The sequence below is a fragment of the Micromonospora sp. ATLC16 genome (assembly GCF_057196645.1).
In genome coordinates this window covers 1-26,444 of record NZ_JBXUOW010000034.1, presented here as the reverse complement: position 1 = coordinate 26,444, position 26,444 = coordinate 1, and the positions used below count along the sequence as shown (strand labels likewise).

Sequence of the window (26,444 nt, the reverse complement as noted above, 5' to 3'; positions counted from 1 at the left end):
AATCACCCAAGCACTTTCAGTTGCCAACGTCAATGCGGCATGCGTTTGCTGCCTTCCATTTGCAGAACTCGGAAGTCGCACTTCTCCAGAAATGCGTGCGAAAATCCGTCAGCAACGACGACAGCAGCCTGCCCCTGGGTGGCGCCGCAGCCGGCCTACCAATCACTCATGGCGCCCGAAGAACCTGCCGATCATGGCAAAGCGCCAACAGGTGGCACCGCGAGAAGGTGCCGATCATGTCCACGAAAGCCTGACGCCAACCGTCCGCTCGGCCACGGTGGTTCCCAAACAACCCGCCCGCCCGGTGCCGAAACAGGGCGTCGAACTCAGAGGGTGGGGGCGGCGACCGTGGGTTACGGATCAGGGGCGCGTGCCGAGGTCGACGACCAGGGGGCGGTGGTCGGAGATGGTGGACAGCGGGGTGCGCACGGCGGTGGCCGGGGGTAGCTGGTCGAAGCCGTGCCGGTCGGCGAGGATGTGGTCGAGCTGGACGCGGGGGTGCGCGGCGGGGTAGGTGGGCCGGCGGGCCAGCGAATGCCAGCCGGAGGCGGCGCGGGTGGCCCAGGCGGGCAGGTTCAGGTCGCCGAGCAGGATGCGCGGGGCGGGTAGGGCGCGTAGGGCGCGGATGACCTGTCGGAGTTGCCGGACGTTCCAGCCGGCGACGAAGGACAGGTGGGTGGCGGCGACGGTGACCGTGCCGTGGGGGGTGTCCAGCACGGCGGCGAGGACGACGCGGGGTTCGTCGCGGAGCAGGATGAGGCCGCCGCCCGGGCCGGGCACGTAGACCGGGGAGCGTACCGGGGCGGGGTGTAGCCGGGTGATCCGCCAGCTGGTGACGGGGTGGCGGGAGATCAGGCCGACGCCGTAGCGGGGTTCGCCGTGGCCGTCGTCGTCGTGGGTGAGGGGGCGGAACTTTTCGCCGGGGGTGCCGACGATGGCGGCGGCGAAGTGGTGCTCGGGTGCGCCGAGGGCCTGGGCGGCGATGGCGGTGAGGTCGAGGTTGCCGCTGCGGGACTGGTCGCGGTCGACTTCCTGGAGGGCGAGGATGTCGGCGTCGAGGGCGGCGACGGCGGCGGTCAGTCGGGCCGGGTCGACCAGGCCGTCGGTGAGGGACCGGCCGTGCAGCAGGTTGAACGTGGCCAGGCGCACGCTGTCACCTTAGCGACGGCGTGGGAAAGTTGCCCGATGCTGCGGGCGTTGTGCTGTTCGATGCTGGTGTTTGTGGCGGTTGCCGGGGTGGGGATGTGGGTGCGGCGTCGTCGGGGCCGGTGAGGCTGGCCACAGCCGGCGGCGTGGGTGGGGTGCCGGTGGGAAGAATCCCTGGTCGTGGAGTTGGACCCGGTGACCGTGGTGACGTTGCTGACTGCCGCTGCCCTGGCGGGTTGGGTGGACGCGGTGGTGGGTGGCGGTGGGTTGCTGCTGTTGCCGGCGTTGTTGGTGGCGGCGCCGGGGTTGCCTCCGGCGACGGCGTTGGGGACGAACAAGTTGGCGGCGATCGCCGGAACGTCGACGGCGGCGGTGGCGTACGCCCGTCGTACGCGCATCGACTGGGCGGTGGCGGGGCCGGCGGCGGCGTTGGCGGTGGTGTGTGCGGGCCTGGGTGCGGCGTTGGCCGGGGCGGTGCCGCCGTCGGCGTACCGGCCGGTGGTGCTGGTGGTGCTGGTGTCGGTGGCGTTGTTCGTGGTGCTGCGTCCGGCGATGGGGGTGCTGGCGGTGCCGCAGCGGCGTACCCGGGTGCGGGTGGTGGTTACGGTGCTGGTCGCCGGGGTGGGCATCGCCGCGTACGACGGGCTGATCGGTCCGGGTACGGGCACGTTTCTGGTGCTGGCGTTCACCGCGCTGGTGGGTGCGGATTTCGTGCACGGTTCGGCGATGGCGAAGGTGGTCAACGCGGGTACGAACGCCGGTGCCCTGGCGGTGTTCGCGGTGACCGGGCATGTGTGGTGGCTGCTGGGCGCGGCGATGGCGGTGTGCAACATCGCGGGGGCGTCGGTGGGGGTGCGGATGGCGTTGCGGCGTGGTTCGGGGTTCGTGCGGGCGGTGCTGCTGGTGGTGGTGCTGGCGTTGGTGGCGAGGTTGGGCTATGACCAGTGGGTGGCCGGGTGAGTGTGCCGGCGCGGTGCGTGTGATCATCGGCGGGTGGTGGTGCGTGCGGAACACGATCGGGCGGTCCTGGCGGGTCTGCTGAGCCGGGATCCGGTGTTGCACGCCTACCAGCTGGGCGATCTCGACGACTTCTTCTGGCCGTACACGTCGTGGTTCCGGCGTGGCGAGTCGGTGGTGTTGCTGTATCACGGTGCGGTGCCGCCGACGCTGCTGGCGTTCGCGCGGCCGGCGCAGGTAGGTGCGGTGGGGGCGTTGCTGGGTGAGGTGACGCCGGTGCTGCCGGCGCGGTTGTACGCGCACCTGTCCCCCGGCCTGGAGTCGGCGTTGGTCGCCGCGTTCCGGGTCACCGGGGCGGGGGCGCATCGGAAGATGGTGTTGGCGGATCGGGAGCGGTTGGCGGCGGTCACGCCGGCCGGTGAGGTGCTGGGTCGGGCGGATCTGCCACGGTTGCACGAGTTGTACGCGGCGGCCTACCCGGGTAACTGGTTCGACTCGCGGATGGTGGACACCGGCCGGTACGTGGGCATTCGTGATGGTGAGCTGCTGGTGGCGGTGGCGGGGGTGCATGTCGTCTCCCCGGAGCACCGGGTGGCGGCGGTGGGGAACGTGACGACCCGGCCCGGCTGGCGGGGTCGGGGGTTGGCGGGGGCGGTGGTGGCTCGCCTGTGTGGGCTGTTGGCCGCCGAGGTCGACCATGTGACGTTGAATGTGGCGGCCGGCAATCCGGTGGCGGTGCGGTTGTACGAGCGGTTGGGGTTCACCCGGGTGGCCGACTACGGCGAGTTCACGCTTGTGGCGCGGGGCGCGCAGGACGTGTCTCGGGTGGCTGGTTCAGCCGCGGCGGGAGGAGTCGAAGCGGCCGGCGCGGATCTCGCGTAGGGCGCGGCGGCGGGTGTCGCCGCGCAGGGTGTCGACGTAGAGGCGGCCGGCGAGGTGGTCGGCCTCGTGTTGCAGGGCGCGGGCGAGGAAGCCGCTGCCGGCGATGGTGAGGGGTTCGCCGTGCTGGTCGTAGCCGTGGACGGTGGCGTGCAGGGCGCGCGGGGTCGGGAAGTACAGCCCGGGGATGGACAGGCAGCCCTCGTCGTCGTCCTGTAGCTCGTCGGACAGCTCCAGAGTCGGGTTGATCATGTGGCCGCGGTGGCCGTCGGCGTCGTAGACGAAGACCTGGGCGTTGACGCCGATCTGGGGGGCGGCGACGCCGGCGCGGCCGGGCGCGCCGAGCAGGGTGTCCATCAGGTCGGTGACCAGGGTGCGCAGTTCGGCGTCGAAGCTGGTGACCGGTTCGCTGGGGGTGCGGAGCACCGGGTCGCCGATGATTCGGATGTCCCGCATCGTCATGTCGGCAAGGTTATCGGGCGGTGGCCGTGGGTGGGGGTGGGTGGGGGTGGCTCGGTTCAGCGTCCGGTGAGGGCGGCCCGTACCGGGGTGGTCTTGGCGGCGGCTTCGGCGACCTCGGCGGCGGGGTCGCTGTCCCAGGTGATGCCGCCGCCGGCCCAGACGTGTAGGGCGTTGCCGTCGGCGGCGGCGGTGCGGATGGTCAGGCCGAGGTCGATGTGGTCGGGGCCGATCCAGCCGAGGGCGCCCATGCTGGCGCCGCGGCCGACGGGTTCGAGGGCGGCGATGTGGTCGAGGGCGGCGAGTTTCGGTGCGCCGGTGACCGAGCCGCCGGGGCAGACGGCGCGTAGCAGGTCGGCCAGGCCGAGTCCGTCGGCGATGTCGGCGCGGATGGTGGATTCGGCCTGCCACAGGTCGCACCAGCGGCGTACGGCGAACAGGTCGTCGACGCGGACGCTGCCGGTGCGGGCGATTCGGGCCAGGTCGTTGCGTTCCAGGTCGACGATCATGATGTGTTCGGCGCGTTCCTTCGCGGAGGCGAGCAGGTCGGCGCGGCCGGTGGTGGTGGCCGGTCGGGTGCCTTTGATGGGTCGGGTGGTGAGGGTGCCGTCGCGTACCTCGATGAGGGTTTCCGGGCTGGCGCAGCCGATGGCCCAGCCGGGGCCGGTGAGTACGCCGCCGTAGCGGGCGCCGGGTAGGCGGCCGAGGCGGGTCAGGGCCGGCAGTGGGTCGCCGGTGTAGGGGGCGCTGGCGTGGCCGACGAGGTTGACCTGGTAGACCTCGCCGCGGCCGATGGCGCTGCGGGTCGCGGTGACCGCGTCGGCGTGCTGGCGGGGGGTCCAGCTTTCGGTCCAGGTGCCGCGCCACCAGGGTGGTGGTGGGCCGGGGTGGGTGGTGCTCGCGTCGGTGTGGGCGTAGACGACGACGGCCACCTCGGGCAGGTCGGCGGGGTTGGGTGCGCCGGGTGGGCCGCCGGCGAGCAGGGCCGCGGCGGTGGCGGAGAGGTAGAGGGCGGCCCCGCAGATCCCGTGCTGGTGGTGGTGGCGCGCCGGGCGGGCCAGGTCGGGTAGTCGCAGGCCGTGGTCGGCGAGGAACTGTTCGGCGTACGCGGCGGGGTCGCCGCCGTCGGCGGGGCGCCACTGCCAGCGGGCCCGTTCGACGAGCCGGCCGCGGCAGGACGCGGGAACCGCGGGTGGATCGACAACCATCCGTGGGAGCGCTTCCAGGACGTCTGGGCGGTTCATGCTCATCCGTTCAGCGGATTTCCCGCGCACCACGCGCATACCTGCTCGATGCGGCGCGCTTTCGCTTGGTACTGTGCGTCACTGGTCATGTGAACCATGACACAGTGCCCCCACAGTCCGGAGAACCCGATGTGCCAGCACCAACCCACCTGTCCCTCCGCCGAAGCCACCGACCGGGAAGCCGCCAGGGTCATCGCCTGCTTCCGTGAACAGGGCTGGAGCCTGCTCTGCAACGGAGTCATCGTCTTCGAGGACACCGGCGAGCTGCTGCCCGACGGCAGCAGCATCGCACCGCACCGAGGCCCCGCCCGACACGCTCTCGCCGCCTGAGGCGACATCACGATCCGTCACGACTTCATTTTCCGCGCCGACCCAGGCTAGTCCCCCGGTCAGGGGCGGCCACGACCAGGTCGGCGCGGTACCGGGCCCGGTCAGCTCTCGTACGCCTGCGGTGACGGGCACGAGCAGACCAGGTTCCGGTCGCCGTACCCGCCGTCGACCCGACGTACCGGCGGCCAGTACTTCCCCACCCGGTCCACCCCGGCCGGCCACGCGCCCACCGACCTCGGGTACGGGTGCGGCCAGTCGTCAGCGCCGACCATCGCCGCCGTGTGCGGCGCGTTGGCGAGGGGATTGTCCCCTGCCGGCCACTCACCCGAACCCACCTTGTCGATCTCCGCCCGGATGGCGATCAGCGCGTCGCAGAACCGGTCCAACTCGGCCAGGTCCTCACTCTCGGTCGGTTCCACCATCAGCGTCCCCGCCACCGGGAACGACATCGTCGGCGCGTGGAACCCGTAGTCGATGAGCCGCTTGGCCACATCGTCGACGCTCACCCCGGTCGCCTTCGTCACCGGCCGCAGATCCAGAATGCACTCGTGCGCGACCAGACCCTTGTTGCCCGCGTACAGCACCGGGAAGTGCTCCCGCAGCCGCGCCGCCACGTAGTTCGCCGCCAGCACCGCCACCCCGGTGGCCCGGGCCAGACCGTCGGCGCCCATCATCCGCAGGTACGCCCACGGGATCGGCAGGATCCCCGCCGACCCGTACCGGGCCGCCGCGATCGCCGGCCGCCCGTCCACCTGCCCACCGGTCGGATCGCCCGGCAGGAACGGCGCCAGATGCGCCCGCACCGCCACCGGACCCACCCCCGGACCACCACCACCGTGCGGAATGCAGAACGTCTTGTGCAGGTTCAGGTGCGACACATCCGCCCCGAACCGGCCCGGCCGGGCGTAGCCGACCAGCGCGTTCAGGTTCGCCCCGTCGACGTACACCTGCCCACCGGCGTCGTGCACCTTCGCGCACAGAGACGCGATACCCGTCTCGTACACCCCGTGCGTCGACGGATACGTCACCATGATCGCCGCGAGGGTGTCCCGATGCGCGTCGATCTTCGCGTCCAGGTCCACCAGGTCGACGTTGCCGTCGGCGTCGCAGCCGACCACGACCACCCGCATCCCCGCCATCACCGCGCTGGCCGCGTTGGTGCCGTGCGCCGACGACGGGATCAGACACACGTCGCGGTGCCGCTCACCCCGGCTGCGGTGCCACGCCCGGATCGCCAGCAGCCCGGCCAACTCGCCCTGCGAACCGGCGTTGGGTTGCACACTGACCGCGTCGTAGCCGGTGAGCTCCGCCAGCCACCCCTCCAACTGGCCGACCAGTTGCCGGTAGCCGGTGGTCTGCTCCACCGGCGCCAACGGGTGGATGTTCGCGAACTCGGCCCAGCTCACCGGCTCCATCTCGGTGGTGGCGTTCAGCTTCATCGTGCACGAGCCCAACGGGATCATGCCCCGGTCCAGGGCGTAGTCGAAATCCGCCAGCCGACGCAGGTACCGCAGCATCGCCGTCTCCGACCGGTGCGCACGGAACACCGGATGGGTGAGGAAATCACTGGTGCGGGCCAGCTCTGCCGGCAACACCTCGGGCACCTCACCGTCGACACCGTCGACACCGAACGCCGTCCACACCACCGCCACCTGCTCGACCGTGGTGGTCTCGTCGCAGGACACACCGACCCGGTCGGCGTCGACCAGACGCAGATTCACCCCACGCCGCTGCGCCTCGGCAACCACCTGCCCGGCCCGACCCGGCACCCGCGCCGTCACCGTGTCGAAGAACGCGACGTCGGCGACCTCGACCCCACCGGCACGCAGTCCGGCGGCCAGCCGGGCCGCCATCCGATGGGTACGGGCCGCGATCTCCCGCAGCCCGTCCGGGCCGTGGTACACGGCATACATGCCGGCCATCACGGCCAGCAGCACCTGCGCGGTGCAGATGTTGCTGGTCGCCTTCTCCCGCCGGATGTGCTGCTCACGGGTCTGCAACGCCAACCGGTACGCCGCCGCGCCGGCCGCGTCCCGGGACACCCCGACCAGCCGGCCCGGCAGCATCCGCTCCAGACCGGCCCGCACCGCCAGGTAGCCGGCGTGCGGCCCACCGAAGCCCATCGGCACCCCGAACCGCTGGGTGGTGCCGGCGGCGATGTCCGCGCCGATCTCCCCCGGCGGCCGCAGCACCGTCAACGCCAACAGGTCCGCCGCCACCGCCACCACCGCACCGACCGCATGCGCGGCCTCGACCAGCGGAGCATGGTCCCGCACCGCACCGGACGCCCCCGGATACTGCAGGTGCAGCCCGAAGAACTCCGCCGGCAACGGCTCCACGTCCAGATCCAGCACCCGCACCTCGATACCGAGCGGCTCCGCCCGCCCGGCGATCACCGCGATGGTCTGCGGCAGAGCGTCGGCGTCGACCACGTACACCCGGCTGCCGCTCTTCGACGCCCGCCGCGCCAGCGTCATCGCCTCCGCCGCCGCGGTGCCCTCGTCGAGCATCGACGCGTTCGCGGTGCCCAGGCCGGTCAGGTCCGACACCATGGTCTGGAAGTTCAGCAGCGCCTCCAGCCGGCCCTGGCTGATCTCCGGCTGATACGGCGTGTACGCCGTGTACCAGGCCGGATTCTCCAACACGTTGCGACGGATCACCGCCGGGGTGTGGGTGCCGTGATACCCCAACCCGATCATGGAAACGGCGACCGTGTTGCGGGCCGCCAGGGCCCGCAGCTCCGCCAGCGTGTCGTGCTCGCTGGCCGGCGGCGGCAGGTCCAGCTGGCCGTGCCAGCGGATCACCTCGGGAATGGCCGCGTCCATCAACTCGTCGGTCGAGGCGTACCCGACGGCGTCCAACATGCGGCGCTCGTCGTCGGGACCGGGACCGATGTGACGGTCGGCGAACTGCTCGGCGGTCATGGGCGCTCCTGCGAGGGGCGGGGGTCGACAGGTCGGCCCTCCCCCTCTGTCACACCCCGCGGGCGCTCCACAGTGCCTGACCCGACGTGGTCCTTCTGCCTGAGAGGTTCCGGGGAGGATTTGCCCCTTCGGCGCCGTCCCGGCTGTCGCCAGGCGGTCTCTCCCACGTCGGTGCTACCGGCGCGATCAACGCTACCAGCGGGCCTGACGGCCCGCACCAAAGCCCCTGACGGCCCGCACCGGAGCCCCTGACCTGCGGCCCGCTCACCCGACCGGACTCGACGCCGCCGGCACGGTCGCCGGCCCCACCGGCGGCTCGGCAGTGAGCAGCCGGTCGGCCAGCGCCGGCAACAGCCGCCCCAGCGGCGCCTGCACCCGTAGGTACGCGTACCCGTCACCGCGGGTGGGCCCCTGGTTGACGATCACGACCGGCACGTCCCGCTTCGCCGCCCGCAACACGAACCGGCGACCCGACATCACCGTCAACGACGACCCCAGCACCAGCAGCAGCCGGGCCTGCTCCACCGTCGCGAAACACGACTGCACCCGCGCCGCCGGCACCGTCTCACCGAAGAACACCACATCCGGCTTGAGCAGCCCGCCGCAGGCCACGCAGTCGACCGTCCGGAACGCCGCCACCTGCGTGTCAGCGAGGTCCACGTCACCGTCCGGGTTGACCGCGCCGACCTGCCCGGCGAACCCGGGATTGGCCGCCCGCAGCCGCCCGTCCAACTCCACCCGCGACGTACGACACCGGCACCCCAGACAGACCACCTCGTCGAGCCGACCGTGCAACTCCGTCACGTCCCGACTACCGGCCGCCGAGTGCAACCCGTCGACGTTCTGCGTGACGATCCCCGTCACCAGCCCAGCGCGCTGCAGGCGCGTCACCGCCCGGTGCCCGTCGTTGGGCGCCGCCCGGGCGATCAACCGCCACCCCAGGTGACTACGCGCCCAGTAGCGGCGACGCGCCACCGGATCCGCCAGGAACGTCTGATACGTCATCGGAGTGTGCCGGCGGGCGACACCACTGGGCCCCCGATAGTCGGGAATGCCCGACTCGGTGGACAACCCGGCGCCACTGAGCACCACCACCCCACCGGCGGCCACCAGACCCGCCAACGGCTCGATCAGCTCCTGCACCCACCCATGGTGCCCCAGCCGCACTTACGACGCACACCACCGGTGGCGATGAACCGCCACCGGTGGCACCCACGGCAGCCGCCGGACGGGCACGCGTCAGCGCTGCTGATGCCGAGGCAACGACCGGGCCGCCGCCGCTCCGGCCGCCGCCGGCTGCGCACCGATGCGCTCCATGGTCCGCGACAACTGCTCACTGCCGTCGTCCAGATGCCGCGCCGCCGCCTGCATGTGCGAGATCATCATCTCGCCGTAGATCCGCAGCGCCTCCCGCGCGGCCACCCCGTCGTCGAACGTCGGCCCCGCCGCCACGTGGTAGTCCTGCACCGCCCGCTCCGCCTCCTGACGGGCCTCCTCCACCGCCGCCCGCACATAGCTCTCGTACTGGGTGCGGGCGTACTCGGCGACCCGCCGCGCGTAGTCGTGCGCCTGGGCGATGATCTGCTCGGCCTCCCGCTGCGCCGCCGAGAGCAGATTCACCTCCTTGGCCGCCGGCGGCTTCGCCGTCGGCTCCGAACTCGGAATCACCCCGTGCCGATGCAACTCCACATGATCGTTGAGCCGCTCATTTTCCGCCCGCAGATTCGCCACCTGCGTCGACAGCAGATCCAACTCATCGGCCACCTGAACCCGGAACCGATCCACGTCGTTCTGGTCGAAACCACGACGCCCGAACGACGACGAACCGAACTCCCACCGACGCACCCGGTCGGCGGTCATCCGCACCTGCACACCACCGGTGACCTGCGCACCGTCGTACCTGCCGACCGGGGTCGCACTCACCGCACCAGCCCGCCACTCGCGGCCACGAGGCTCACTCACCGGGCACCTCCGGAATCGTCAGAGACAGCGGGGCCTCCCACCGCCGTCCGCCACGAGGGGCCGTACCAGTGCCTACCCAGACCCTCGTGATGCACCTGCCCGGCATGAAAACCGGACCGGGTCAAAGTCGCCACCGTGTGCGACACCATGTCGTCGGAACCACACACGTACACATGCCGAGACCGCCAGTCACCGTCGGCCAGCGCCCGGTCCACCGGATACACGAACTCCCCCGGCTGGTTCAGGTCCAACCCCACCACCTGCGTCACCGACAACCACGCGTACGAGGCGGCCAACTTCTCCAACTCGGCACCGTCGTAGAACTCGCTGCGCGAACGCGCCCCCACATACACGTCGACCTGACGCCGGGAACCCTCCGCGGCCACCTGCTCCACCAACGCCTTGAGCGGCGCCCAACCGGTACCACCGGCCAGCAGCAGCAGATCCGCCGAACCGGCCGGCCGCAACGTCAACCCGTCACCCACCGGAGCGGCCAGATGCACCTGGTCACCCACCGCACACCCGTACACCAGCCGCGACGACACCGCGCCCCCCGGCGCTGCCCGCACATGCAACTCGACGGTGCCGTCCGCGCGCGGCGCGTTCGCCGGCGAGTAGTACCGCCACGATCGCACCGCCGGGTGCGACAACCCGATCGACTGACCCGCGGTGTACGGCAACAGATACTGCGGACGCAACGTCAGCACCGCCACGTCGAACGCCCGCCGCTCGTGCCCCACCACCTCCGCCGCCCACCACGGTGGACTCGTCGCCTCAGCGGCCTGCGCCGCCTCGGACATCACCTGCGCCACCAGCCCGTACGCCGCCGTCCAGTCCTGCGCCAACTCGTCGGTCCACTGGTCGGCGAGGAAATGCCGCAACGTCGCCAGCAACGCCTCCCCCACCGCCGGGTAATGCTCCGCCCGCACCGCGAACTTGCGGTGGTCGACGCCGAGATCCTGCAGGAAACCCACCAGCCGGTCCAACTGGTCCACCTGGGACACGATGTGACCAAGCGCAGTCACCAGCCGATCCCGCTGACCCGCCATGTTCGTCGGGAACATCTGCCGGGTCTCCGGATACGCCAGGAACAGCGTCGAATAGAAGTAGAGCGGCACCTGGTCGCCGTGCGTGGCCACCATCGACCAGCTCTGCTTGAGCCGGGGCACGTCCACGCTCAGGCGCCCGCCTGGTCCCCGTCGGCCACCACCTGGTCCTGCACCTGCGCCAGCACCGCCTGCACGTCGACGATGATGTCACCCGGCACACCCAGCTGCGTCAACGTCGCCGTCAGATGCTCACCAACCTTGACGTAGTGCGCCACCGGAATGTTCAACGGCTGATGCGCCGACGCCAGATCCCGGCCGGTGTACTCGTTCGGACCACCCAGCACCACCGTCAACATCAACGCCAGATGCCGACGCTGCCCCGCCATGTCCACCTCGGCGAAGTAACCGGCAAGATCCGGATCCGCGAGCACCCGGTCGTAGAACAGCTCGACAGCGGCCTTCACCGAAGCCGCCCCGCCGATGCGCTCGTAATGCGAGACCGGAGCGGTCTCCTCGGTAACCGTCACGGTTGTTTCCTTCCGTCGTGAGGGGACGCGCGGTGTCAGCGCGCGCAACGACGACCCGCCGACACCGGAACCACCCCACGGCAGCGGCAGCCGGCAGACCGTGTCGGACGATAGCGTGCCGCGTCCGCCCCGTCACCGCCGGCCCATAGGAATCCTGGCTACAACCAGACACGAAAGGCCACAAATCTCACGCGAGACCGTCACCTCTGGACAACCGTAACCACACCCACAGTGATCAACCAGGACGGCCGCAGCCCTGACAACAGCCGAACGTCACCAGCGGCACGCCCGAACGCACGACACAGTGGAACGACTCAACCAGCCCGCCGCCGGGCCCGCCGCGCGGCCAACTCGTCGCCCACCGCACCAACCTCGGCACCCTCAGCCGGCCCCGGCTCCAGCGGCACCGCCGCCGGCTCCGCCGGCAGATGCGACAACGAACCCTGGATCTCCTTGAACGCGCCACCGATCGCGATGCCGAACACCCCCTGGCCACCCTGCAACAGGTCGACCACCTCCTCCGGCGAACGACACTCGTAAACGGTCGTCCCATCGGAGATCAACGTGATGCCGGCCAGATCCGCCACCCCACGCGACCGCAACGCCTCGATCGCCTTCCGGATGTTCTGCAACGACACCCCGGCGTCCAGCAGCCGCTTCACCACCTTCAACACCACCAGGTCGCGAAACGAGTACAACCGCTGCGTGCCGGAACCCGACGCGTCCCGCACACTCGGCACCACCAGAGCCGTACGCGCCCAATAATCCAACTGGCGGTAGCTGATCCCCACCGCATGGCAGGCCGTCACACCCCGGTACCCCACCGCACCGTCACCGTCAGTTGCCGACTCGGGCATCCCACCCGGCTCACCCGACACCGCACCCTGATCGGAATCCCGCGGCTCGTACATCCGGACAACCTCCCCGTCAGTGCGGTGCCACGCCGCTTCCGGGACGCGCACCCCTCGACACGGCAACCCTATAGCGACCGCCAGGAGTTACCACGGAGAAACCGTCGCGACACGCCGCGCATGGACAGCGATGACCATCACCATCACCGACAGTCACCGCCCACGCGGCCTTCCCACCGACACCGGCAGGGCCGAACTCTCAGCCGGCGAAATCCTCCGGGCGAACCTGCTCCAGGAACTCCCGGAACTTCTCCACCTCGTCCTCCTGCTCGTCGGGAATCACGATCCCCGCCTCACTGAGGACCTGCTCCGCACAACGAATCGGCGCACCCACCCGCAACGCCAGAGCGATCGAGTCACTCGGCCGAGCCGAAACCCGCACCCCATCACCGATCAACAGATCAGCGAAGAACACGTTCTCCTTCAACTCGGTGATCTCCACCGCCCGCAACGGCGCCTTCAACGCCGCCAACACATCCCGCAGAAGATCATGGGTCAGCGGACGCGCCGGCTTGACACCCTGCTGCTCATAAGCGATCGCCGTCGCCTCGACCGCGCCGATCCAGATCGGCAGATAGCGGTCCCCCTCGACCTCCCTGAGCAGGACGATCGGCTGGTTACTGGGCAACTCCACCCGAACCCCGACCACGCTCAGCTCGCGCACCGCCGCCTCCGTGTCGTTGTCACCTACGCCGCACCGCGCCCTTCTCTGCACGGTACACGGACCGCGACACGGCCGTCTCATGCGCTACACGCACCCAACCGCGCCAGAAGAGGGGTTACCCCCGCAAGCCTACGCCACTCACCAACCAGCCGATCAGTACGCACACGCACCTCACCGACCCAACGTCGAACGCAAGCCCACCCGCACCAACGCCGCATGCAACTGCTGAGACAACGCCACCAACTCCCGCGCCGTCTCCGCCGCCCGCGCCCGCGCCGCCGGATCACTCTGCCGCACCAACGGCGCCACCAACTGCGCGAACAAACCGACCTCGCGATCCGCCGCCGTCCGATAACCCCGCAGGTGCCTCGGCTGGAACCCGTACGCCGCCAGACCCGCCACCGCCCGCGCAATGATCAACGCGTCGCCGTCATACCACCCCGGCGGATCCGACACCACCAACCCGAGCCGCTCCAACTCACCCAACGTCGACTCGTCCAGCCCACTACGCGCCACCAACTCGGCACGATCCAACCGGACCGGCGCCGACTCGACCGAAGCCGCCGCACCACGACCCGGCACCTCACCGTCGGGGCCCACCGCCACCAACGCCGGACGCGACCCCTCCGGCACCTCACCGTCGGCGTCCCACCGTGCCAACTGCTCCCGGATCACCCGCAACGGCAGATACTGATCCCGCTGCGCCGTCAACACGAACCGCAGCCGCGCCACATCGTCCCAGCCGTACTTCCGGTAACCCGCCGCCGTGCGCTGCGGCTCCACCAGGCCCTCGGCCTCAAGAAACCGCAACTTCGAAATCGTCACGTCCGGAAAATCCGCCCGCAACTGGGCCAGCACCTCGCCGATACTCATCAACGGCCGGGCGCCACCCACCCCGGACGGCCTGGAGGCCGCAGGCTCGTTCACCCCCGGCCGGCCTCACCCTCCGGGCGCGGACCGGCAATGAACACCACCCGGAACTTGCCGATCTGCACCTCGTCACCGTTGCTCAAGGTCGCCGCCTCGACCCGCTCCCGGTTCACATACGTGCCGTTCAAACTGCCCACGTCCCGCACCGTGAACGTCCCACCATCCCGGTGGAACTCCGCATGCCGACGCGACACCGTCACATCGTCGAGAAAGATGTCACTGTCCGGATGCCGGCCACTGGTCGTCACATCGTGATCCAACAGGAACCGGGCACCCGCGTTCGGCCCCCGCCGGACCACCAGCAGCGCCATCCCCGGCGGCAGCGAACCGGACATCCGGCTCGGCACCACATCGGTGTCCGGCCCCTCCAGCGCTTCCTCGAGCGAACCGAGATTGAGCGTCGACGTGACGTCGAGCGGGGGGAACTCGTCGCCTGGGCGAGTCATGGGGACCACCTCACGGAATCTGTTTCGGTCGGCGTCGGGTGACGGCGGGTCTGGCCGCCGGGCTCTCATCCACCCGGCGGCTGGCTCACCATGCCCCGAAAGGCTGTCCGCGACGCTCGACTAATGGGTTCTCGGTCGACTGGGCGAGCCTAGCCAGCGCCGAAAAACAGGGCAACCGGACGCGCGGCAGACACCGCCCCGCCCGCACAGCAAAAAGCTCAGCTCTCGGTCAACTCGCGATACGCAGCCGCGCTCAACAAGCCGTCCACCACCGCCGGATCCGCCACGGTGATCTCCACCAACCAACCCGCGCCGTACGGATCACTGTTGATCACCTCGGGGGTGTCGACCAATACCTCGTTACGCGCCGACACCGTACCGGCCACCGGCGCGTACAGCTCCGACACGCTCTTGGTCGACTCGATCTCACCCAACGACGCACCGGCCGCCACCGTCGCACCCGCCTCCGGCAACTGCACAAACACGATGTCGCCGAGCGCATCCTGCGCGAACTGAGTGATGCCCACCCGGACGGCCCCGCCGTCCGCGACGGCCACCCACTCATGCTCGGCGGTGTAACGCAGATCCTCAGGAATCACCAGCAGCGTCCTCATCCATCGCGACACCGGACCAACCGGTGCCGGCCCACCGACCTTCAGGAGGCCGGACGGGCATGTTCCAGCGGGCGGGGCACGTGCAGCGCCGACACCTCGGCAACCTCACGCTCCTCAACGATCACGTTACCGCCGTCGCCAGCCACCGACGCCACCACCCCACCAGGAATGTTGAGCGCCGTACGCATCGTCGCCGGGTCACCCAGCACCGTGATGGTGAACGGCCCCGTCAACGGACGCCCGTCCACGACCAACGCGCCGTTCTCCCCGTTGAGGAAGTACGTCGACGCCACGATCCGCACCGTCGCCTGGTCACCACCGGAGATCTGCATCGCCTCCGCCCCGGCACCCCGCAACTCCTGCATCGCATCCAGCACCCGCACCGCCGAAATCGGCTTCGCCCCCGCCTGGAACCGCACCGTCAGACCCGGACCCCGCGCCGGCAGCGTGCCGGCCAGGATGCCCAGCTCGTCCGCACGCCGGGTCGCCTCCTCCAACGCGGCCTGACGCCCCTGCTCACCCGAACGCAACTGCCGCTGACTCTCCTCCAACGCGGCGATGTCCTGCCGCAGCCGGATCTCCCGCGCCTCCAGGTCGTACAGGATCCGAACCAGATCCTCCTGCCGCGCCGCCGCCAACGACGAATCCGTCGACGTCATCTTCAACTGCACCGCCAGGGTGAACCCCAACAGCCCCAGCAACACGACGATCATCACCGCCGCCGAACTGAACCGCTGCCACGGCGACGCCACCGCAGCGACCCCCTCCGCCGGCTCCACCGGCGCCGCTCCGTCCGGCGCGGCCGACGGATCCTCGTCCTCCCTCGCCGGGTGCACCTGCGGCGACAACGGACTCAACTCGTCCGGATCCGGTGCCTCCGGGCGCGGATCCGGCTCCCCCGCCGGGCCATCCGGCCGCGCCGGCTCCGCCGGCTGCGGCCACCCCGTACCCGTCTGCGTGTGCTCGTCACTCACGCCACAAACCTACGCCCGGAACAGGTGCCGACGGATCGCCGCCACGTTGCCGAAGATGCGGACACCCAACACGACCACCACACCGGTGGACAACTGACCGCCCACCCCCAACTGGTCACCCAGATACACGATCAACGCAGCCACCAGCACGTTCGAGATGAACGACACCACGAACTGCTTGTCGTCGAAGATGCGGTCCAGCTTCGCCCGAACCCCACCGAACACCGCGTCCAACGCGGCCACCACCGCGATCGGCAGGTACGGCTGCAACGCCGCCGGCACCGTGGGATCAAGCCACAGCCCGAGCAGCACCCCGGCCAACAGGGCCAGCACCGCGATCATCGACCACCTCCGGAGGGACTGGGGGACGTACCCGAGCCGGACGACTCGTCACGACCCGACGACGACACACTCGGACTCACCGCGGGCTCCGCGTAGCGTAGCCGCGGCTCCGGGGCAGCCGGCAGCGTGAGGTCATCGGCGTCCCGCACCGCGAACGACAACCCCGTCACCTTCGCCACCTGACGCATCGTCAACGCGCTCCCGCTGGCCTCGTACCGCTTGCGCATGCCATCCGGCCCGATCGCGCTCACCTCGTACGGCCCGGTCACCGGACGGAAATCCACCAGGATCGCCTGACCCGCGGAACGGATCGTCGACGTCGACGTCAACCGCTGCCCGTTGATCGCGATCGCCTCCGCGCCGGCACCCCAGAGATCGTTCGCCACGCTCTGCAGATCGAGATAGATCACCTGGGCCGGACCGGCATCGGCGCCACCGAGCGAATCCTGACCAGCCGGCGCGTCCGCCAACTCCACCACCACACCGTCACCGCGCACCCGCCCCAGGCCGGTACTCGCCTCCAGCTCCCGCAACCGGGCCGCGCGAGAACCACCCAACGCGGCCTCCCGCTGCCGGCTGACCTCCTCACGCAGTTCCTCGGCCCGAGCCGACAAGGCGTCAGTCTCACCCTGGCGCTGCTTGATCTGCGCCACCAGGCCGGAACGGGCCTGCGCACGACCCGGCTCCTCGGCCATCGTCTGCCGGTAGGCCACCGCGAACAGGAAACCGAGCAGCGCGATCACCACCAGGCCGACCGGCCCCACCGACCAGCCCGACCGCGCCGGCCGGCCGGTCTCCGCCCGCCGGGCCGCCGCGTCGGAGTAGCCCGGATCCAACGGATTACGGAACAACTCGGTGAGGAAGTCCGGAGTGAAGGCTCTCGGCCCACGCCGACTCTGACCGGGATCGTCACTCATGACGGCCCTCCCGCCGACCGCGTACCGCCCGCACCAACTGCCGGGCCTGGATCACGTACAGCGCGCCAGCGACCCAGTAGAGCACCAGACCCCACCACGCCAACGCCCAGCCGATCGCACCGGCCACCGTCGCGGCCGTCGGCACCACCGCGGCCAGCAGCAGGATCGGAAAGGCGGCCAGCAGCAGGAAGGTGGCCGTCTTACCGACGTAGTGCACCGGCGGCGGCCCGTAGCCGTGCCGCCGCAGCACGCCGAGCGAGCCCAGCAGCAGCAACTCCCGCGCCAGCAGCGCGGCGGTGAACTGCCAGGGCACCACTTCGCGGACAGTGAACGCGACCAGCGTGGCGAGGATGTAGAGCCGGTCGGCGAGCGGGTCGAGCAACTCGCCCAGTCGGCTGACCTGCCCCAGCCGCCGGGCGATCCAGCCGTCCACCCAGTCGCTGGTGCCGCCGACTGCCAACACCACGACCGCGGCAGCGTCGGCGCGCGCCACCAGGAACAGGAAGAGGAACAGGGGAACACCCAGCAGGCGGACGAAGCTGATCAGGTTCGGCCAGGTGAGCACCCGATCGTTCGGTCCCCGGCCGTCGCCGTCGCGGGCCTGCGGTTGCTCCGCCCGAGCCGCCCGACCCGACACCGAACCTCCTCCGCGGCGCGCTCGGGCACCGCGGACCAGGTCCGCCGTGCGGCGTCGTACGCGTGTCCAGCCGGCTGCTGCCGGCGCCCCCTGTGATCCCCTGCCCCGCCGTCCATCGTCGATGATCACGGGCCGGTCGAATGCGCTGCCACTATAGCGGGCTGCCGTCGTCCTTTGGCTGCCCAGCGTGCGCGCGCCGGATGTTGGTCGGCATGACTGTGAGGGGCGTCACTACGCGTAAGGCGTCCTAGGACGCTACTCGACGTGCATTCGTCCGCTGCGGGCGGCAGCGCGCGCGGTTCCCGACATCGTCGCCGCCTGACCGAACGCCACCAGCGCCCCCAACAGGTCCTGCCGCCCTCGGGCCGGCATCCGTTCGAGCACGGCCCGCACCGCTTCGTGCCGGCGGGATCGCACCTCCGCCAGCAGCACCTCGGCCGCCGCCGTCGGAACGAGGCGCACCTCCCGACGGTCGCGCGGGTCTGCCGTGCGCCGCACCAACCCGATCGCCTCCAGCCGGTCACAGAGCCGACTCGCCGAGGAGGGCACCACGTCCAGCAGCGCGGCCAGCCCGTTGACGTTGATCTCGGGACGGATACTCAGCAGGGACAGCGCCCGCAGTTGGGTCGGCGACACCGAGAGCCGGTGCCGGGAGACAGCCGAGTCGAGCACGCCCACCAGCGTCTCGGCGGCCGCGTCGATCGCCGCGGTGAGATCCGGTCGCTCCACCCGAGGTCTCCTGCGATTGTCCCGCTGGTCCTGCAACGATCCGCCGGTCAGCCCTGTGCCCGACCGGCGGCCGAGCCATGCCAGTCCAGGCAGACGACGACCGCGTCGTCGCGCAGGTCGGTGTCCGCGTGGAAGGTCTGCAACTCGCGCATCACCGTACCAACCGCCTCGGTCGGCGGCTGCAACCGCGTCGCCCGCATCGAGCGGGCCATGGCCCGCTCGCCGTACGTCTCCCGGCCGCTCGGATCGGCCGCCCACACCCCGTCGGAGACGATGAACAACCGGTCCCCCGGGTCGAGGTCGAACTCCTGTAGGTCATAACGGGTCTCGCCGAACATCCCCAGCGGAAGCTGCTGCTCGAGATCGACCCGGGAGACCGCGCCGCCGCGCACCCGCACCAGACGCGGCGAGCCGGCGTCCACCGCCCGCACCCGCCCGGTGGCACAGTCCAGTTCGAGCAACAACGTCGCCACGTGCCGATGCCCCCGATGCTGGTAGTAGACCGTGTCGGAGGCCAGTTCGGCCTGTTCCACCAGACCGCCCCCGGAGCGGCGGGCGTTACGCATGGCGTTGACCGTCACCGCCGTCAACAGGGCGGCGGCGAGCCCGATACCGTCGCCGTTGAGCACGGTGACGGTCAGCCGGCCCTCGTCCAACGACCAGTCGAAGTGGTCACCACCCACCGTGTACGCCGGTTCCAGCTGGCCGGCCAGTTGGAAGGAGTCATGGCTGACGCTGCGTCCCGGCAGCAGTTCCCACTGCAACTCGGCGGCCATGCTCAGCCGCTCCCGCCGCCGGGCCCGCCGGTAGCGGTCAGTTCCCCGGTCGGCGGCACGCAGCGCCATCGCCATGTCCCCGGCGATGTCGACCGCCTCGCCCATCACCGACTCCGTCGCCTTCCCGGCCAACTCGACCATGAGCACGCCCAGCCGTTCACCCCACACCGTCAGCGGCACGTAGACCCGGCACCGCCCGTCCGCACCGGACTCCCACACCGGCTGCTGGCTGCTGAAGCAGCGCTGCACCGTAGCCTGAACGTCCGGGGCCGCCGCGGCGGGCCGACGGGGGTCGAGCACCGGCCACAGCCCGCTGATGCGGTAATCGGCGACGAACACCGTGGTGCCCGACGCGCCGAGCGCCGACCGGATGGCCTCGTCGGCGGCCTCGACCACACGGTCGGGCGGGGCCTCGCGCAGGGCGCGGGAGATCCCCGTGGACGCATCCGACATGACCATCCTCCGAAAAATACTTGCGCTGGGGCAAGCATCATACGGAGGTGGTTTCGCCCATGGTCACCCGACCGAGGGCACGGCGGCGGCACCGTGGAACGCTCCGGCACCTCCGCCGGCCGTCCCTCCGGTCGCCAGTGGGTCACCGGCACGATCCCGTCCCGGGTCGGCTGCCAACGCCCCAGCAACGGGCCAGGACGCGGCCGGCGGACGCATCCGGAACGCCGGCCCCAGCATCGCCAGCGCCTGCGGATGGGCGGCGAGTTCCTCGGTGCCGGAGTCGATCGCCGGGTGGCTGCCCGGCCCCGAACACCAGGAAACGGTCCACACCGGTAGCGGCGATCGCCCGTACGGCCCGGCCGAGGAAGGCGCGCAGCGCCCGCAAGACCGGAGCACACTGTCCGTACGCCTGCTCGAAGGCGCGGGCGGCGGCCACCCGGTAGTGGTGCGACCCGCCGAGCCCAGGGATCGATCGATCGTGCGGTACGGGCTGGTCGGGCTCCACCATCGACGACGCTCCTTCGCCAGGCGCCGGCGTACCGACAGCACGTGCCTCACCGGTATCGCCCCGCTGGCCGTCGGGGGCGGCGATACTGACCCGAACCGGTCCCAGCACAGGGAGGCGACGGTGAACTCGGTCAGCGGCGCGGCGGTGGTGGTCGGCGTGGACGGCTCCGAGTCCGCCCGCGCCGCGGTACGACTGGCCGCCGCGACGGCAGCCCGCCGTGACCGCCCGCTGCGGGTGGTGCACGCGTTCATCTGGCCGACGCTGCACTCCCCCGTCCGGCCGGCCACGGAGAGAGTCCCCGACGGTGGCCTGCGGGCGCGGGCGGAACGGCTGGTCGCCGAGGCTGTCGACGAGGCCGAGGCGACCGCGCCGGGGCTGCGGGTCACCGGCGAGATAATCGACGGTGAGGCCGCGGCCGTACTGCTCGCCGAGGCCCCCGGCGCGGCGATGATGGTCCTCGGTGATCGCGGTGCCGGCGGTTTCGCCGCGTTGCTGCTCGGCTCGGTCGCGGTGCAGCTGGCCGCGTACGCCGATTGCCCGGTGCTGGTGGCGCGCGGAGCGCAGCACCCCGACGGTGCGGTGGTGGTCGGGGTGGACGGCTCCGAACCGTCCCGCCGGGCCGTGGAGTTCGCCGTCGACGAGGCCGCCCTGCGCGGCGCCGGGGTGCTCGCCCTGCACACCTACCGGCACCCGGTGTCCACCGGCCCGGGTGACATGCAGCCGCTGGTGTACGACGAGTCCGAGTTGCGCGACGACGAGGACCGTGCGGTGGCCGAGTCCATCGCCGGGCTGACCGAGCGGTACCCGGAGGTGCCGATCACCCGGGAGTCGGTTCGAGGGCGGGCCGCCCGGGTGCTCACCGACGCCTCGCGCCGGGCGCAACTGCTGGTGGTCGGGGGGCAGGGGCGTGGTGAGGTGACCGGGTTGCTGCTGGGTTCGGTGAGCCAGTCGATGCTGCACCACAGCCACTGTCCGGTCGCGGTGGTACGCGGCCCCCGGTGACCGGCGGGCACGGTTGACGACGGTCCAGGCGGGTAGACGGGCCGCGTACGCCACCGGCGACGACCAGGGAGGTCACCGACGCCACCGGCGACGACCTAAGGGGAGACAGCGATGCCAGGACCTCGGCCCGGCAGCAACGCCTACGACAAGCAGCGTGCCCGCCTGCGCAACGCCATCGACGGCTCCGGCCGGCGCACGCCGGACCAGAAGGCCGACGAGGCGGCCAACCGGATCCTGCGGGAGGATCGGGGCCGGCGCGGCGTCGTGCGGGGCGAGCGCGCCTACGGACCCAAGGGAAACCGCGAGCCCGGGGATCCGAAGAAGTGAGGGCCGCCGACCTGACCGACGGCCTCATCGCCGGGGCCGTCGGCACCACCGCGCTCAACATCGTCACCTACCTGGACATGACGGCCCGCGCCCGGCCGGCCAGCCAGACGCCGGAGCAGAGCGCCGACAAGCTGGCCCGCGCCTTCCATCTGTCCCTCGGGTCGCCGCAGCAGGCGGACAACCGGCGCAGCGGACTCGGCGCCCTGCTGGGCTACGGGCTCGGCGCGGCCGCGACGGTCGGCTTCGCGCTGCTGGCCCGGGGTCGCCGACAGCCGATGCTGCGGGCGGCCACACTGCTCGGCGGGGGGCTGATGACACTGTCGGACGGGTCGCTGACCCTGCTCGGCGTCACCGATCCACGTACCTGGCGGCGCGTCGACTGGGTCGCCGACATCGTCCCGCACCTCACCTTCGGGTTGACGGCCGCAGCCACCTGGAACCGGCTGCGGCCGTCAACTGGCAGAAGGGCCTAGCTGCGGGTTCGTCACGGTCGTCTCCCTTCGCCCGTGCGCGGCGCGGCGCCGCGTCACCCGCGGCTTACCCGCCCCCGTCGGCGGCATTCCGGCCCGCTGACCACGGCGAGGGCTAACCAGGCCGGCGGCGGGTACACCCCGAGGATGGGCGACCAACGGGCGCTGGCGCGGTCCCTGCTGACCCGCCGCACGTACGCCGAGGAGGCCGGCATCGCGCTGGCCGACCGACCGGCGCCGCTGTACCAGTTGCTGGTGCTGGTCACGCTGCTCAGCACCCGCATCCGGGCTCAGGTGGGGCTGGCGGCGGCCCGGGAACTCTTCGCTGCCGGCTACCGGACCCCGCAGGCCATGGAGGCCGCCAGCTGGCAGGAACGGGTCGACGCGTTGGGGCGCGGACACTACCGCCGCTACGACGAACGGACCGCCACCATGCTCGGCTCGGGCGCCCGGCTCTGTCTGGACCGCTGGCACGGCGACCTGCGGCGGTTGCACCGGGAGGCGGCCGGTGAGCCGGCGCAGCTTCGTCGGCTGCTCACCGAGTTTCCCGGCATCGGGCCCACCGGCGCGGACATCTTCCTCCGCGAGGTGCAGTCGGTCTGGCCGCAGTTGCGCCCCTACGCCGACCGGCGGGCGGTGGCCGGCGCGCGGCGACTCGGGCTGCCCGCCAGCGCGGACCGGCTGGCCCGGCTCGTCGACGACGTCGACTTCGGTCGGCTCGCCTCGGCACTGGTGCGGGTCGCCCTCGGCGAGGAGTCGGCCGGGCAGATCAGCCGCGGCGTGGCGGCCCGCTGAGCGTCGTCACTTCGCCGCGTCGCCGCCGGGTCTGGTCAGGTACCACACCAGCAGCGACGCCAGCAGCGCCAGCACCACCAGCCCGCCGGAGAGGCCGCGACCCTCCTCCGGCGACCGGCCCGTGGTGCCGAAGTAGATCACCGCGAGGCCGGCGAGCACCGCGAGGAACTTTCGGATGCCTCGGTCCTTCACAGCTGGCACGGTACCCACCAGAGATCCCGATTCAGCCGATTTACCGTGATTGTCCTTCGGGTGAGGGAACGCTCAGTCGACCTCCAGGTCGTCGAGGGAGATCTTGTGACTCATCAGCCAGCGGGCCAGCGCCGACATGCCGAACAGCCACAGCGGCGCGGACTCGGTGGTGCCGTTTGTCGCAAAGACGGCGAACCGCAGGTCCGGCGCCCGGTACGCCTCGATCCGCCACCGGTGCTGCCGGTCCCGCCAGACCGCGGAGGGGTCCATGCCGTCACGGTAGGTGCCCAGCTCCGGTGCCGGCCGACGATGTGCTCAATCCACCACCAACCGGGCATCGTCGGGTAGCCGACGGGTAAGTCCCTGCCGGTCCAGTAACTCCAGCAGCGGCACCGCCACCCGGCGGGTCGTGTCGAGGGCCTGCCGGGCGGCACTGAGGGTGAACGGCTGCGGCAGCCCGGTCAGCACCCGCACCGCCTGCTGCGGCGCGCCGGGCAGCAGCAGCACGTTACCGGTCAACCGCAGCAGCGCCCCGGCCCGCACCGCGGCACCGATCTCCCGGGTACCGAGCCCGACGGCGGCGAGCCGGTCGGCGTCGGGGGCGCGGAACGGATGTGCCGCGTAGTCCTCGCTCACCAGAGCCAACGCACGGGCCACCGGCTCGGGCAACGAACCCGTGCCCGGTGCCACCACCCGACCGGCGACCAGTCGCAGCGGCGACCTCACCAGGGCCTCGACCAGGGACCGGTCGGGCAGGTCGAGGTGTCGACGCAGTTCCTCGACCGGGGCACCCGCCGCCAGCGGATTCCTGTGGGCGTACTCGGACACGGCAACGGCGAGCCGCTCGCCCAGCCGCCGCCAGTGCTGCGGATCGGCCAGCCAGTCACCCGCCACCGGAGTTTCCGTCACCGGTACGCCTGCCCGCACCAGGTCGCCGATGCGGGCCAGGCCCCGGCGGCTCAACTCGCCGCCGAGATCGGGGCGGCCATCCAGGGTGGCCAGCACCGCCGCCCGGGCCGCCGCCGCACCCCGACGCGCCAGGGGCGGCGGCAGCACGTCGAGCACAGTGACCCCGGCGGCGACGTAGCGGCGGCCCGGATCGCGCAGCAACGCCCGGTCCCCGATCAGCAGCGGCAGCGGACGGCTCAACCGCAACCGGGCGGTGTCCCCGCCCAGCGGCCGGACCCGCACCGGCACCCCGGCCGAACCGACGTGCAGCGTCAGCGTCGTCGGCAGCTCGGCCACCGCAACACCGCTCAGGCGCACGTCGACCAGGTCGGTGGGACGGAACCGGTCCGGGATGAGCAGGGCGTCGCCACGGCTGATCCGGTCACGGGCCACGCCCCGCAGATTCACCGCCACCCGGGCCACCGGCACCGCCTCGTCGCAGGCGACACCGAGCCGATGCAGGCCCCGGACCCGCACCGGTTCACCGGTGCCCGCCACCTCCAGCTCGTCGCCGACACGCAGCCGCCCGGCGCCCAGGGTGCCGGTGACCACCGTGCCGCTGCCCCGCACCGTGAAACAGCGGTCGACCCAGAGCCGAACCGGCCCGTCGGGCACCGGGACCGGCAGCCGGTCGGCCAACCGGTCCAGCGCGGCCCGCAGGTCGGGCAGACCGGTGCCGGTGACGGCACTTACCGACACCGTCTCCACCCCGGCCAGCGAGGTCGCCGCCAGCTCCGACCGGGCTTGGGCCAGGGCCGCCGCCGGATCGGCCAGGTCCGCGCGGGTCACCACCAGCAGGCCGTACCCGACGCCGAGCGCGTCCAGAGCGGCCAGGTGCTCGGCGGACTGCGGCATCCATCCCGCATCCGCCGCCACCACCACGACGGCGGCCGGCACCGGACCCACCCCCGCCAGCATGTTCGGCACGAACCGCTCATGCCCCGGCACGTCGACGAACGCGACCGTACGACCCGACGGCAGCGACGTCCAGGCGAACCCGAGGTCGATGGTCATGCCCCGCCGGCGTTCCTCAGCCCAGCGGTCCGGTTCCATCCCGGTCAACGCCCGCACCAGCGTGGACTTGCCGTGATCCACATGCCCGGCGGTGGCCACCACCAGCATGGTCAGTCGTCACCCGGCACGGCCAGCACCGCCGCGCGCAGCAGCCCGTCGGCCCGCTCGGGCACGCACCGCAGGTCGAGCAGCAGCCGGGCACGGACCACCCGACCCAGCACCGGCGGGTCGCCGGCACGCAGCGCGCCCGCGTACCACTCGGGCAGGCTCAGCGCCCACGAGTCCAGCTCGACACCGGGTGCGCCGCCGCCGCCGACCACCGCCACCGACGGCACCACCTCGGCCTTGCGGCCGTCGGCGACGAGCGCGTCGCGCAACCGTTCGATCCGCTGGCGCAGCGCCGCCGGGTCGGCGTGCAGCGCCCGGCGAGTGGGGGTGGCCGGGTCACCGAGGGTGCCCGCCAGCGCGGCCAGAGTCAGCTTGTCCACCCGCAACGCCCGCGCCAGGGGATGCCGGCGCAGCCGCTCGACCAGGTCGCCGGTGCCGAGCAACAGTCCCGCCTGCGGGCCACCCAGCAGTTTGTCGCCGCTGGCCGTGACCAGCGCCGCCCCGGCCCGCAGGGTGCTCGCGGCATCCGGTTCGTCCGGCAGCAGCGGGTCGGGTGCCAGCAGCCCTGAGCCGATGTCGGCGACCACCGGCACCCCGAGCCCGGCCAGGCGGCGCACCGGCACCGCCGAGGTGAACCCGGTGACCCGGAAGTTCGATGGGTGCACCTTCAAGACGAAGCCGGTACGCGGCCCGACGGCGGCGGCATAGTCGGCGAGGGTGGTCCGGTTGGTGGTGCCCACCTCCCGCAGCCGGGCACCGGTGCTGGTGAGCAGGTCCGGCAGCCGGAAACCGTCGCCGATCTCCACCAGTTCGCCTCGACTGACCACGATCTCGGCGTCGGTGGCGAGCGCGGTGGCCGCCAGCACCAGCGCGGCGGCGCCGTTGTTGACCACGTGCACCGCCTCGGCGGCGGGTACGGCGGCGGCGAGAGCATCCAGCGCCTCCCGCCCCCGCCGGGCCCGTCGCCCGGTGCCCAGGTCCAGCTCGACGTCGGTGTATCCGGCGGCGGCGGTCACCGCGGTCACCGCGGCCTCGGAGAGGGCGGCCCGCCCCAGATTGGTGTGCAGCACCACCCCGGTGGCGTTGAGCACGACCCGTGGCACGGGCGGCGGCAGGTCGGCCAACGCGGCGTCGCGCACCTCAGCGGGGTCGATCACACCCCGGCGGGCCCGTTCCTGGGCCTGCCGCACCGCGCTGCGCACCCGGTCGC

General features: G+C 71.7%; 31 protein-coding genes, 1 pseudogene and 1 riboswitch. Of the genes and pseudogenes, 7 read left to right on the top strand and 25 right to left on the bottom strand.

Annotated elements, in window-relative coordinates:
• Positions 1-360: 360 nt before the first annotated feature.
• The gene (locus AC2CHE_RS16185) at positions 361-1,149 is read right to left on the bottom strand and encodes an endonuclease/exonuclease/phosphatase family protein (RefSeq protein ID WP_484505707.1); all 789 of its coding nucleotides are present in this window, start codon (positions 1,147-1,149) and stop codon (positions 361-363) included.
• A 177-nt stretch (positions 1,150-1,326) separates the two neighbouring features.
• Here AC2CHE_RS16185 and AC2CHE_RS16180 point away from each other — a divergent pair, with 177 nt between their 5' ends.
• Together AC2CHE_RS16180 and AC2CHE_RS16175 are read left to right on the top strand one after the other, a co-directional pair.
• Positions 1,327-2,106: a sulfite exporter TauE/SafE family protein gene (locus tag AC2CHE_RS16180; RefSeq protein WP_484505706.1), complete on the top strand. Its 780-nt coding sequence runs from the start codon at positions 1,327-1,329 to the stop codon at positions 2,104-2,106.
• 33 nt (positions 2,107-2,139) lie between these two features.
• Positions 2,140-2,985 (top strand): GNAT family N-acetyltransferase, encoded by an 846-nt coding sequence (locus AC2CHE_RS16175; RefSeq protein ID WP_484505705.1) that lies wholly within the window; start codon positions 2,140-2,142, stop codon positions 2,983-2,985.
• Here AC2CHE_RS16175 and def read toward each other — a convergent pair.
• Both def and AC2CHE_RS16165 read right to left on the bottom strand, forming a co-directional pair.
• Positions 2,938-3,444 (bottom strand): peptide deformylase, encoded by a 507-nt coding sequence (gene def, locus AC2CHE_RS16170; RefSeq protein ID WP_484505704.1) that lies wholly within the window; start codon positions 3,442-3,444, stop codon positions 2,938-2,940. The genes AC2CHE_RS16175 and def overlap by 48 nt on opposite strands.
• 56 nt (positions 3,445-3,500) lie before the next feature.
• The gene (locus AC2CHE_RS16165) at positions 3,501-4,718 is read right to left on the bottom strand and encodes a chorismate-binding protein (RefSeq protein ID WP_484505703.1); all 1,218 of its coding nucleotides are present in this window, start codon (positions 4,716-4,718) and stop codon (positions 3,501-3,503) included.
• 96 nt (positions 4,719-4,814) lie between these two features.
• Here AC2CHE_RS16165 and AC2CHE_RS16160 point away from each other — a divergent pair, with 96 nt between their 5' ends.
• Positions 4,815-5,015, top strand: a complete 201-nt coding sequence (locus AC2CHE_RS16160) for a DUF5999 family protein (RefSeq protein WP_093402410.1) — start codon at positions 4,815-4,817, stop codon at positions 5,013-5,015.
• 101 nt (positions 5,016-5,116) lie between these two features.
• Here the strand turns inward: AC2CHE_RS16160 and gcvP are convergent, their stop codons facing one another.
• From gcvP to AC2CHE_RS16070, 18 genes and pseudogenes are all read right to left on the bottom strand, one after another.
• Positions 5,117-7,939: an aminomethyl-transferring glycine dehydrogenase gene (gcvP, locus tag AC2CHE_RS16155; RefSeq protein ID WP_484505702.1), complete on the bottom strand. Its 2,823-nt coding sequence runs from the start codon at positions 7,937-7,939 to the stop codon at positions 5,117-5,119.
• A gap of 77 nt (positions 7,940-8,016) precedes the next feature.
• Positions 8,017-8,115, bottom strand: a riboswitch (glycine riboswitch).
• An 88-nt stretch (positions 8,116-8,203) separates the two neighbouring features.
• Positions 8,204-9,082, bottom strand: a complete 879-nt coding sequence (locus AC2CHE_RS16150; protein ID WP_484505701.1) for an NAD-dependent protein deacetylase — start codon at positions 9,080-9,082, stop codon at positions 8,204-8,206.
• A 96-nt stretch (positions 9,083-9,178) separates the two neighbouring features.
• A complete protein-coding gene (locus tag AC2CHE_RS16145) occupies positions 9,179-9,901 on the bottom strand; it encodes a DivIVA domain-containing protein (protein ID WP_484505700.1) in 723 nt (240 codons plus the stop codon).
• Positions 9,898-11,076, bottom strand: coding sequence for a globin domain-containing protein (locus AC2CHE_RS16140; protein WP_484505699.1), 1,179 nt, complete (start codon positions 11,074-11,076; stop codon positions 9,898-9,900). The genes AC2CHE_RS16145 and AC2CHE_RS16140 overlap by 4 nt, the downstream gene beginning before the upstream one ends.
• A 2-nt stretch (positions 11,077-11,078) precedes the next feature.
• The gene (locus AC2CHE_RS16135; protein WP_484505698.1) at positions 11,079-11,477 is read right to left on the bottom strand and encodes a group I truncated hemoglobin; all 399 of its coding nucleotides are present in this window, start codon (positions 11,475-11,477) and stop codon (positions 11,079-11,081) included.
• Positions 11,478-11,791: 314 nt separating this feature from the next.
• A complete protein-coding gene (locus AC2CHE_RS16130; protein ID WP_484505697.1) occupies positions 11,792-12,388 on the bottom strand; it encodes a MerR family transcriptional regulator in 597 nt (198 codons plus the stop codon).
• A gap of 199 nt (positions 12,389-12,587) precedes the next feature.
• Entirely contained in the window at positions 12,588-13,052 is a 465-nt protein-coding gene (locus AC2CHE_RS16125; RefSeq protein ID WP_013733914.1) for a bifunctional nuclease family protein, read from the bottom strand.
• 171 nt (positions 13,053-13,223) lie between these two features.
• The gene (gene ftsR / locus AC2CHE_RS16120; RefSeq protein WP_484505696.1) at positions 13,224-13,925 is read right to left on the bottom strand and encodes a transcriptional regulator FtsR; all 702 of its coding nucleotides are present in this window, start codon (positions 13,923-13,925) and stop codon (positions 13,224-13,226) included.
• A 50-nt stretch (positions 13,926-13,975) separates the two neighbouring features.
• Positions 13,976-14,428: an oxoglutarate dehydrogenase inhibitor Odhl gene (odhI, locus tag AC2CHE_RS16115; RefSeq protein ID WP_093402417.1), complete on the bottom strand. Its 453-nt coding sequence runs from the start codon at positions 14,426-14,428 to the stop codon at positions 13,976-13,978.
• Positions 14,429-14,646: 218 nt separating this feature from the next.
• Positions 14,647-15,027 carry a glycine cleavage system protein GcvH gene (gene gcvH, locus AC2CHE_RS16110; RefSeq protein WP_484505695.1) on the bottom strand — a complete coding sequence of 127 codons (381 nt, stop codon included), beginning with the start codon at positions 15,025-15,027 and terminating at the stop codon, positions 14,647-14,649.
• 56 nt (positions 15,028-15,083) lie between these two features.
• The gene (locus AC2CHE_RS16105) at positions 15,084-16,016 is read right to left on the bottom strand and encodes a DUF881 domain-containing protein (RefSeq protein WP_484505694.1); all 933 of its coding nucleotides are present in this window, start codon (positions 16,014-16,016) and stop codon (positions 15,084-15,086) included.
• A 9-nt stretch (positions 16,017-16,025) separates the two neighbouring features.
• Entirely contained in the window at positions 16,026-16,358 is a 333-nt protein-coding gene (locus tag AC2CHE_RS16100; protein WP_093402419.1) for a small basic family protein, read from the bottom strand.
• Positions 16,355-17,275, bottom strand: a complete 921-nt coding sequence (locus AC2CHE_RS16095) for a DUF881 domain-containing protein (protein ID WP_484505693.1) — start codon at positions 17,273-17,275, stop codon at positions 16,355-16,357. The genes AC2CHE_RS16100 and AC2CHE_RS16095 overlap by 4 nt, the downstream gene beginning before the upstream one ends.
• Entirely contained in the window at positions 17,268-17,912 is a 645-nt protein-coding gene (gene clsA / locus AC2CHE_RS16090) for a cardiolipin synthase ClsA (RefSeq protein WP_484505692.1), read from the bottom strand. The genes AC2CHE_RS16095 and clsA overlap by 8 nt, the downstream gene beginning before the upstream one ends.
• A 255-nt stretch (positions 17,913-18,167) precedes the next feature.
• Positions 18,168-18,641, bottom strand: coding sequence for a MarR family winged helix-turn-helix transcriptional regulator (locus AC2CHE_RS16085; RefSeq protein WP_484505691.1), 474 nt, complete (start codon positions 18,639-18,641; stop codon positions 18,168-18,170).
• 47 nt (positions 18,642-18,688) lie between these two features.
• Positions 18,689-19,870, bottom strand: coding sequence for a PP2C family protein-serine/threonine phosphatase (locus tag AC2CHE_RS16080; RefSeq protein ID WP_484505690.1), 1,182 nt, complete (start codon positions 19,868-19,870; stop codon positions 18,689-18,691).
• A 63-nt stretch (positions 19,871-19,933) separates the two neighbouring features.
• Positions 19,934-20,200, bottom strand: a complete 267-nt coding sequence (locus tag AC2CHE_RS16075; protein ID WP_484505749.1) for a hypothetical protein — start codon at positions 20,198-20,200, stop codon at positions 19,934-19,936.
• 10 nt (positions 20,201-20,210) lie between these two features.
• Positions 20,211-20,378: pseudogene (locus AC2CHE_RS16070) on the bottom strand (SAM-dependent methyltransferase); the annotation flags it as partial.
• Positions 20,379-20,498: 120 nt separating this feature from the next.
• Here AC2CHE_RS16070 and AC2CHE_RS16065 point away from each other — a divergent pair.
• The 4 genes from AC2CHE_RS16065 (at position 20,499) to AC2CHE_RS16050 (ending at position 22,972) form a co-directional block, all read left to right on the top strand.
• Entirely contained in the window at positions 20,499-21,380 is an 882-nt protein-coding gene (locus AC2CHE_RS16065; RefSeq protein ID WP_484505689.1) for a universal stress protein, read from the top strand.
• A gap of 111 nt (positions 21,381-21,491) precedes the next feature.
• On the top strand, positions 21,492-21,707 hold the full coding sequence (locus tag AC2CHE_RS16060; protein ID WP_093402425.1) for a phosphatidylethanolamine-binding protein: 216 nt from the start codon (positions 21,492-21,494) through the stop codon (positions 21,705-21,707).
• Positions 21,704-22,180, top strand: coding sequence for a hypothetical protein (locus tag AC2CHE_RS16055; protein ID WP_484505688.1), 477 nt, complete (start codon positions 21,704-21,706; stop codon positions 22,178-22,180). Before AC2CHE_RS16060 ends, AC2CHE_RS16055 begins: the two co-directional genes overlap by 4 nt.
• Before the next feature lie 144 nt (positions 22,181-22,324).
• Positions 22,325-22,972: a hypothetical protein gene (locus AC2CHE_RS16050; protein ID WP_484505687.1), complete on the top strand. Its 648-nt coding sequence runs from the start codon at positions 22,325-22,327 to the stop codon at positions 22,970-22,972.
• 6 nt (positions 22,973-22,978) lie between these two features.
• On the opposite strand, the gene AC2CHE_RS16045 is transcribed toward AC2CHE_RS16050, so the two are convergent.
• The 4 genes from AC2CHE_RS16045 to selA form a co-directional block, all read right to left on the bottom strand.
• Positions 22,979-23,164, bottom strand: a complete 186-nt coding sequence (locus AC2CHE_RS16045) for a hypothetical protein (protein ID WP_164449908.1) — start codon at positions 23,162-23,164, stop codon at positions 22,979-22,981.
• A 72-nt stretch (positions 23,165-23,236) separates the two neighbouring features.
• Positions 23,237-23,434 carry a hypothetical protein gene (locus tag AC2CHE_RS16040; protein WP_484505686.1) on the bottom strand — a complete coding sequence of 66 codons (198 nt, stop codon included), beginning with the start codon at positions 23,432-23,434 and terminating at the stop codon, positions 23,237-23,239.
• A 45-nt stretch (positions 23,435-23,479) separates the two neighbouring features.
• The gene (gene selB / locus AC2CHE_RS16035; RefSeq protein WP_484505685.1) at positions 23,480-25,234 is read right to left on the bottom strand and encodes a selenocysteine-specific translation elongation factor; all 1,755 of its coding nucleotides are present in this window, start codon (positions 25,232-25,234) and stop codon (positions 23,480-23,482) included.
• A gap of 2 nt (positions 25,235-25,236) precedes the next feature.
• Positions 25,237-26,444: L-seryl-tRNA(Sec) selenium transferase (selA, locus tag AC2CHE_RS16030; protein ID WP_484505684.1), on the bottom strand; the 1,208-nt coding region annotated here is incomplete at its 5' end.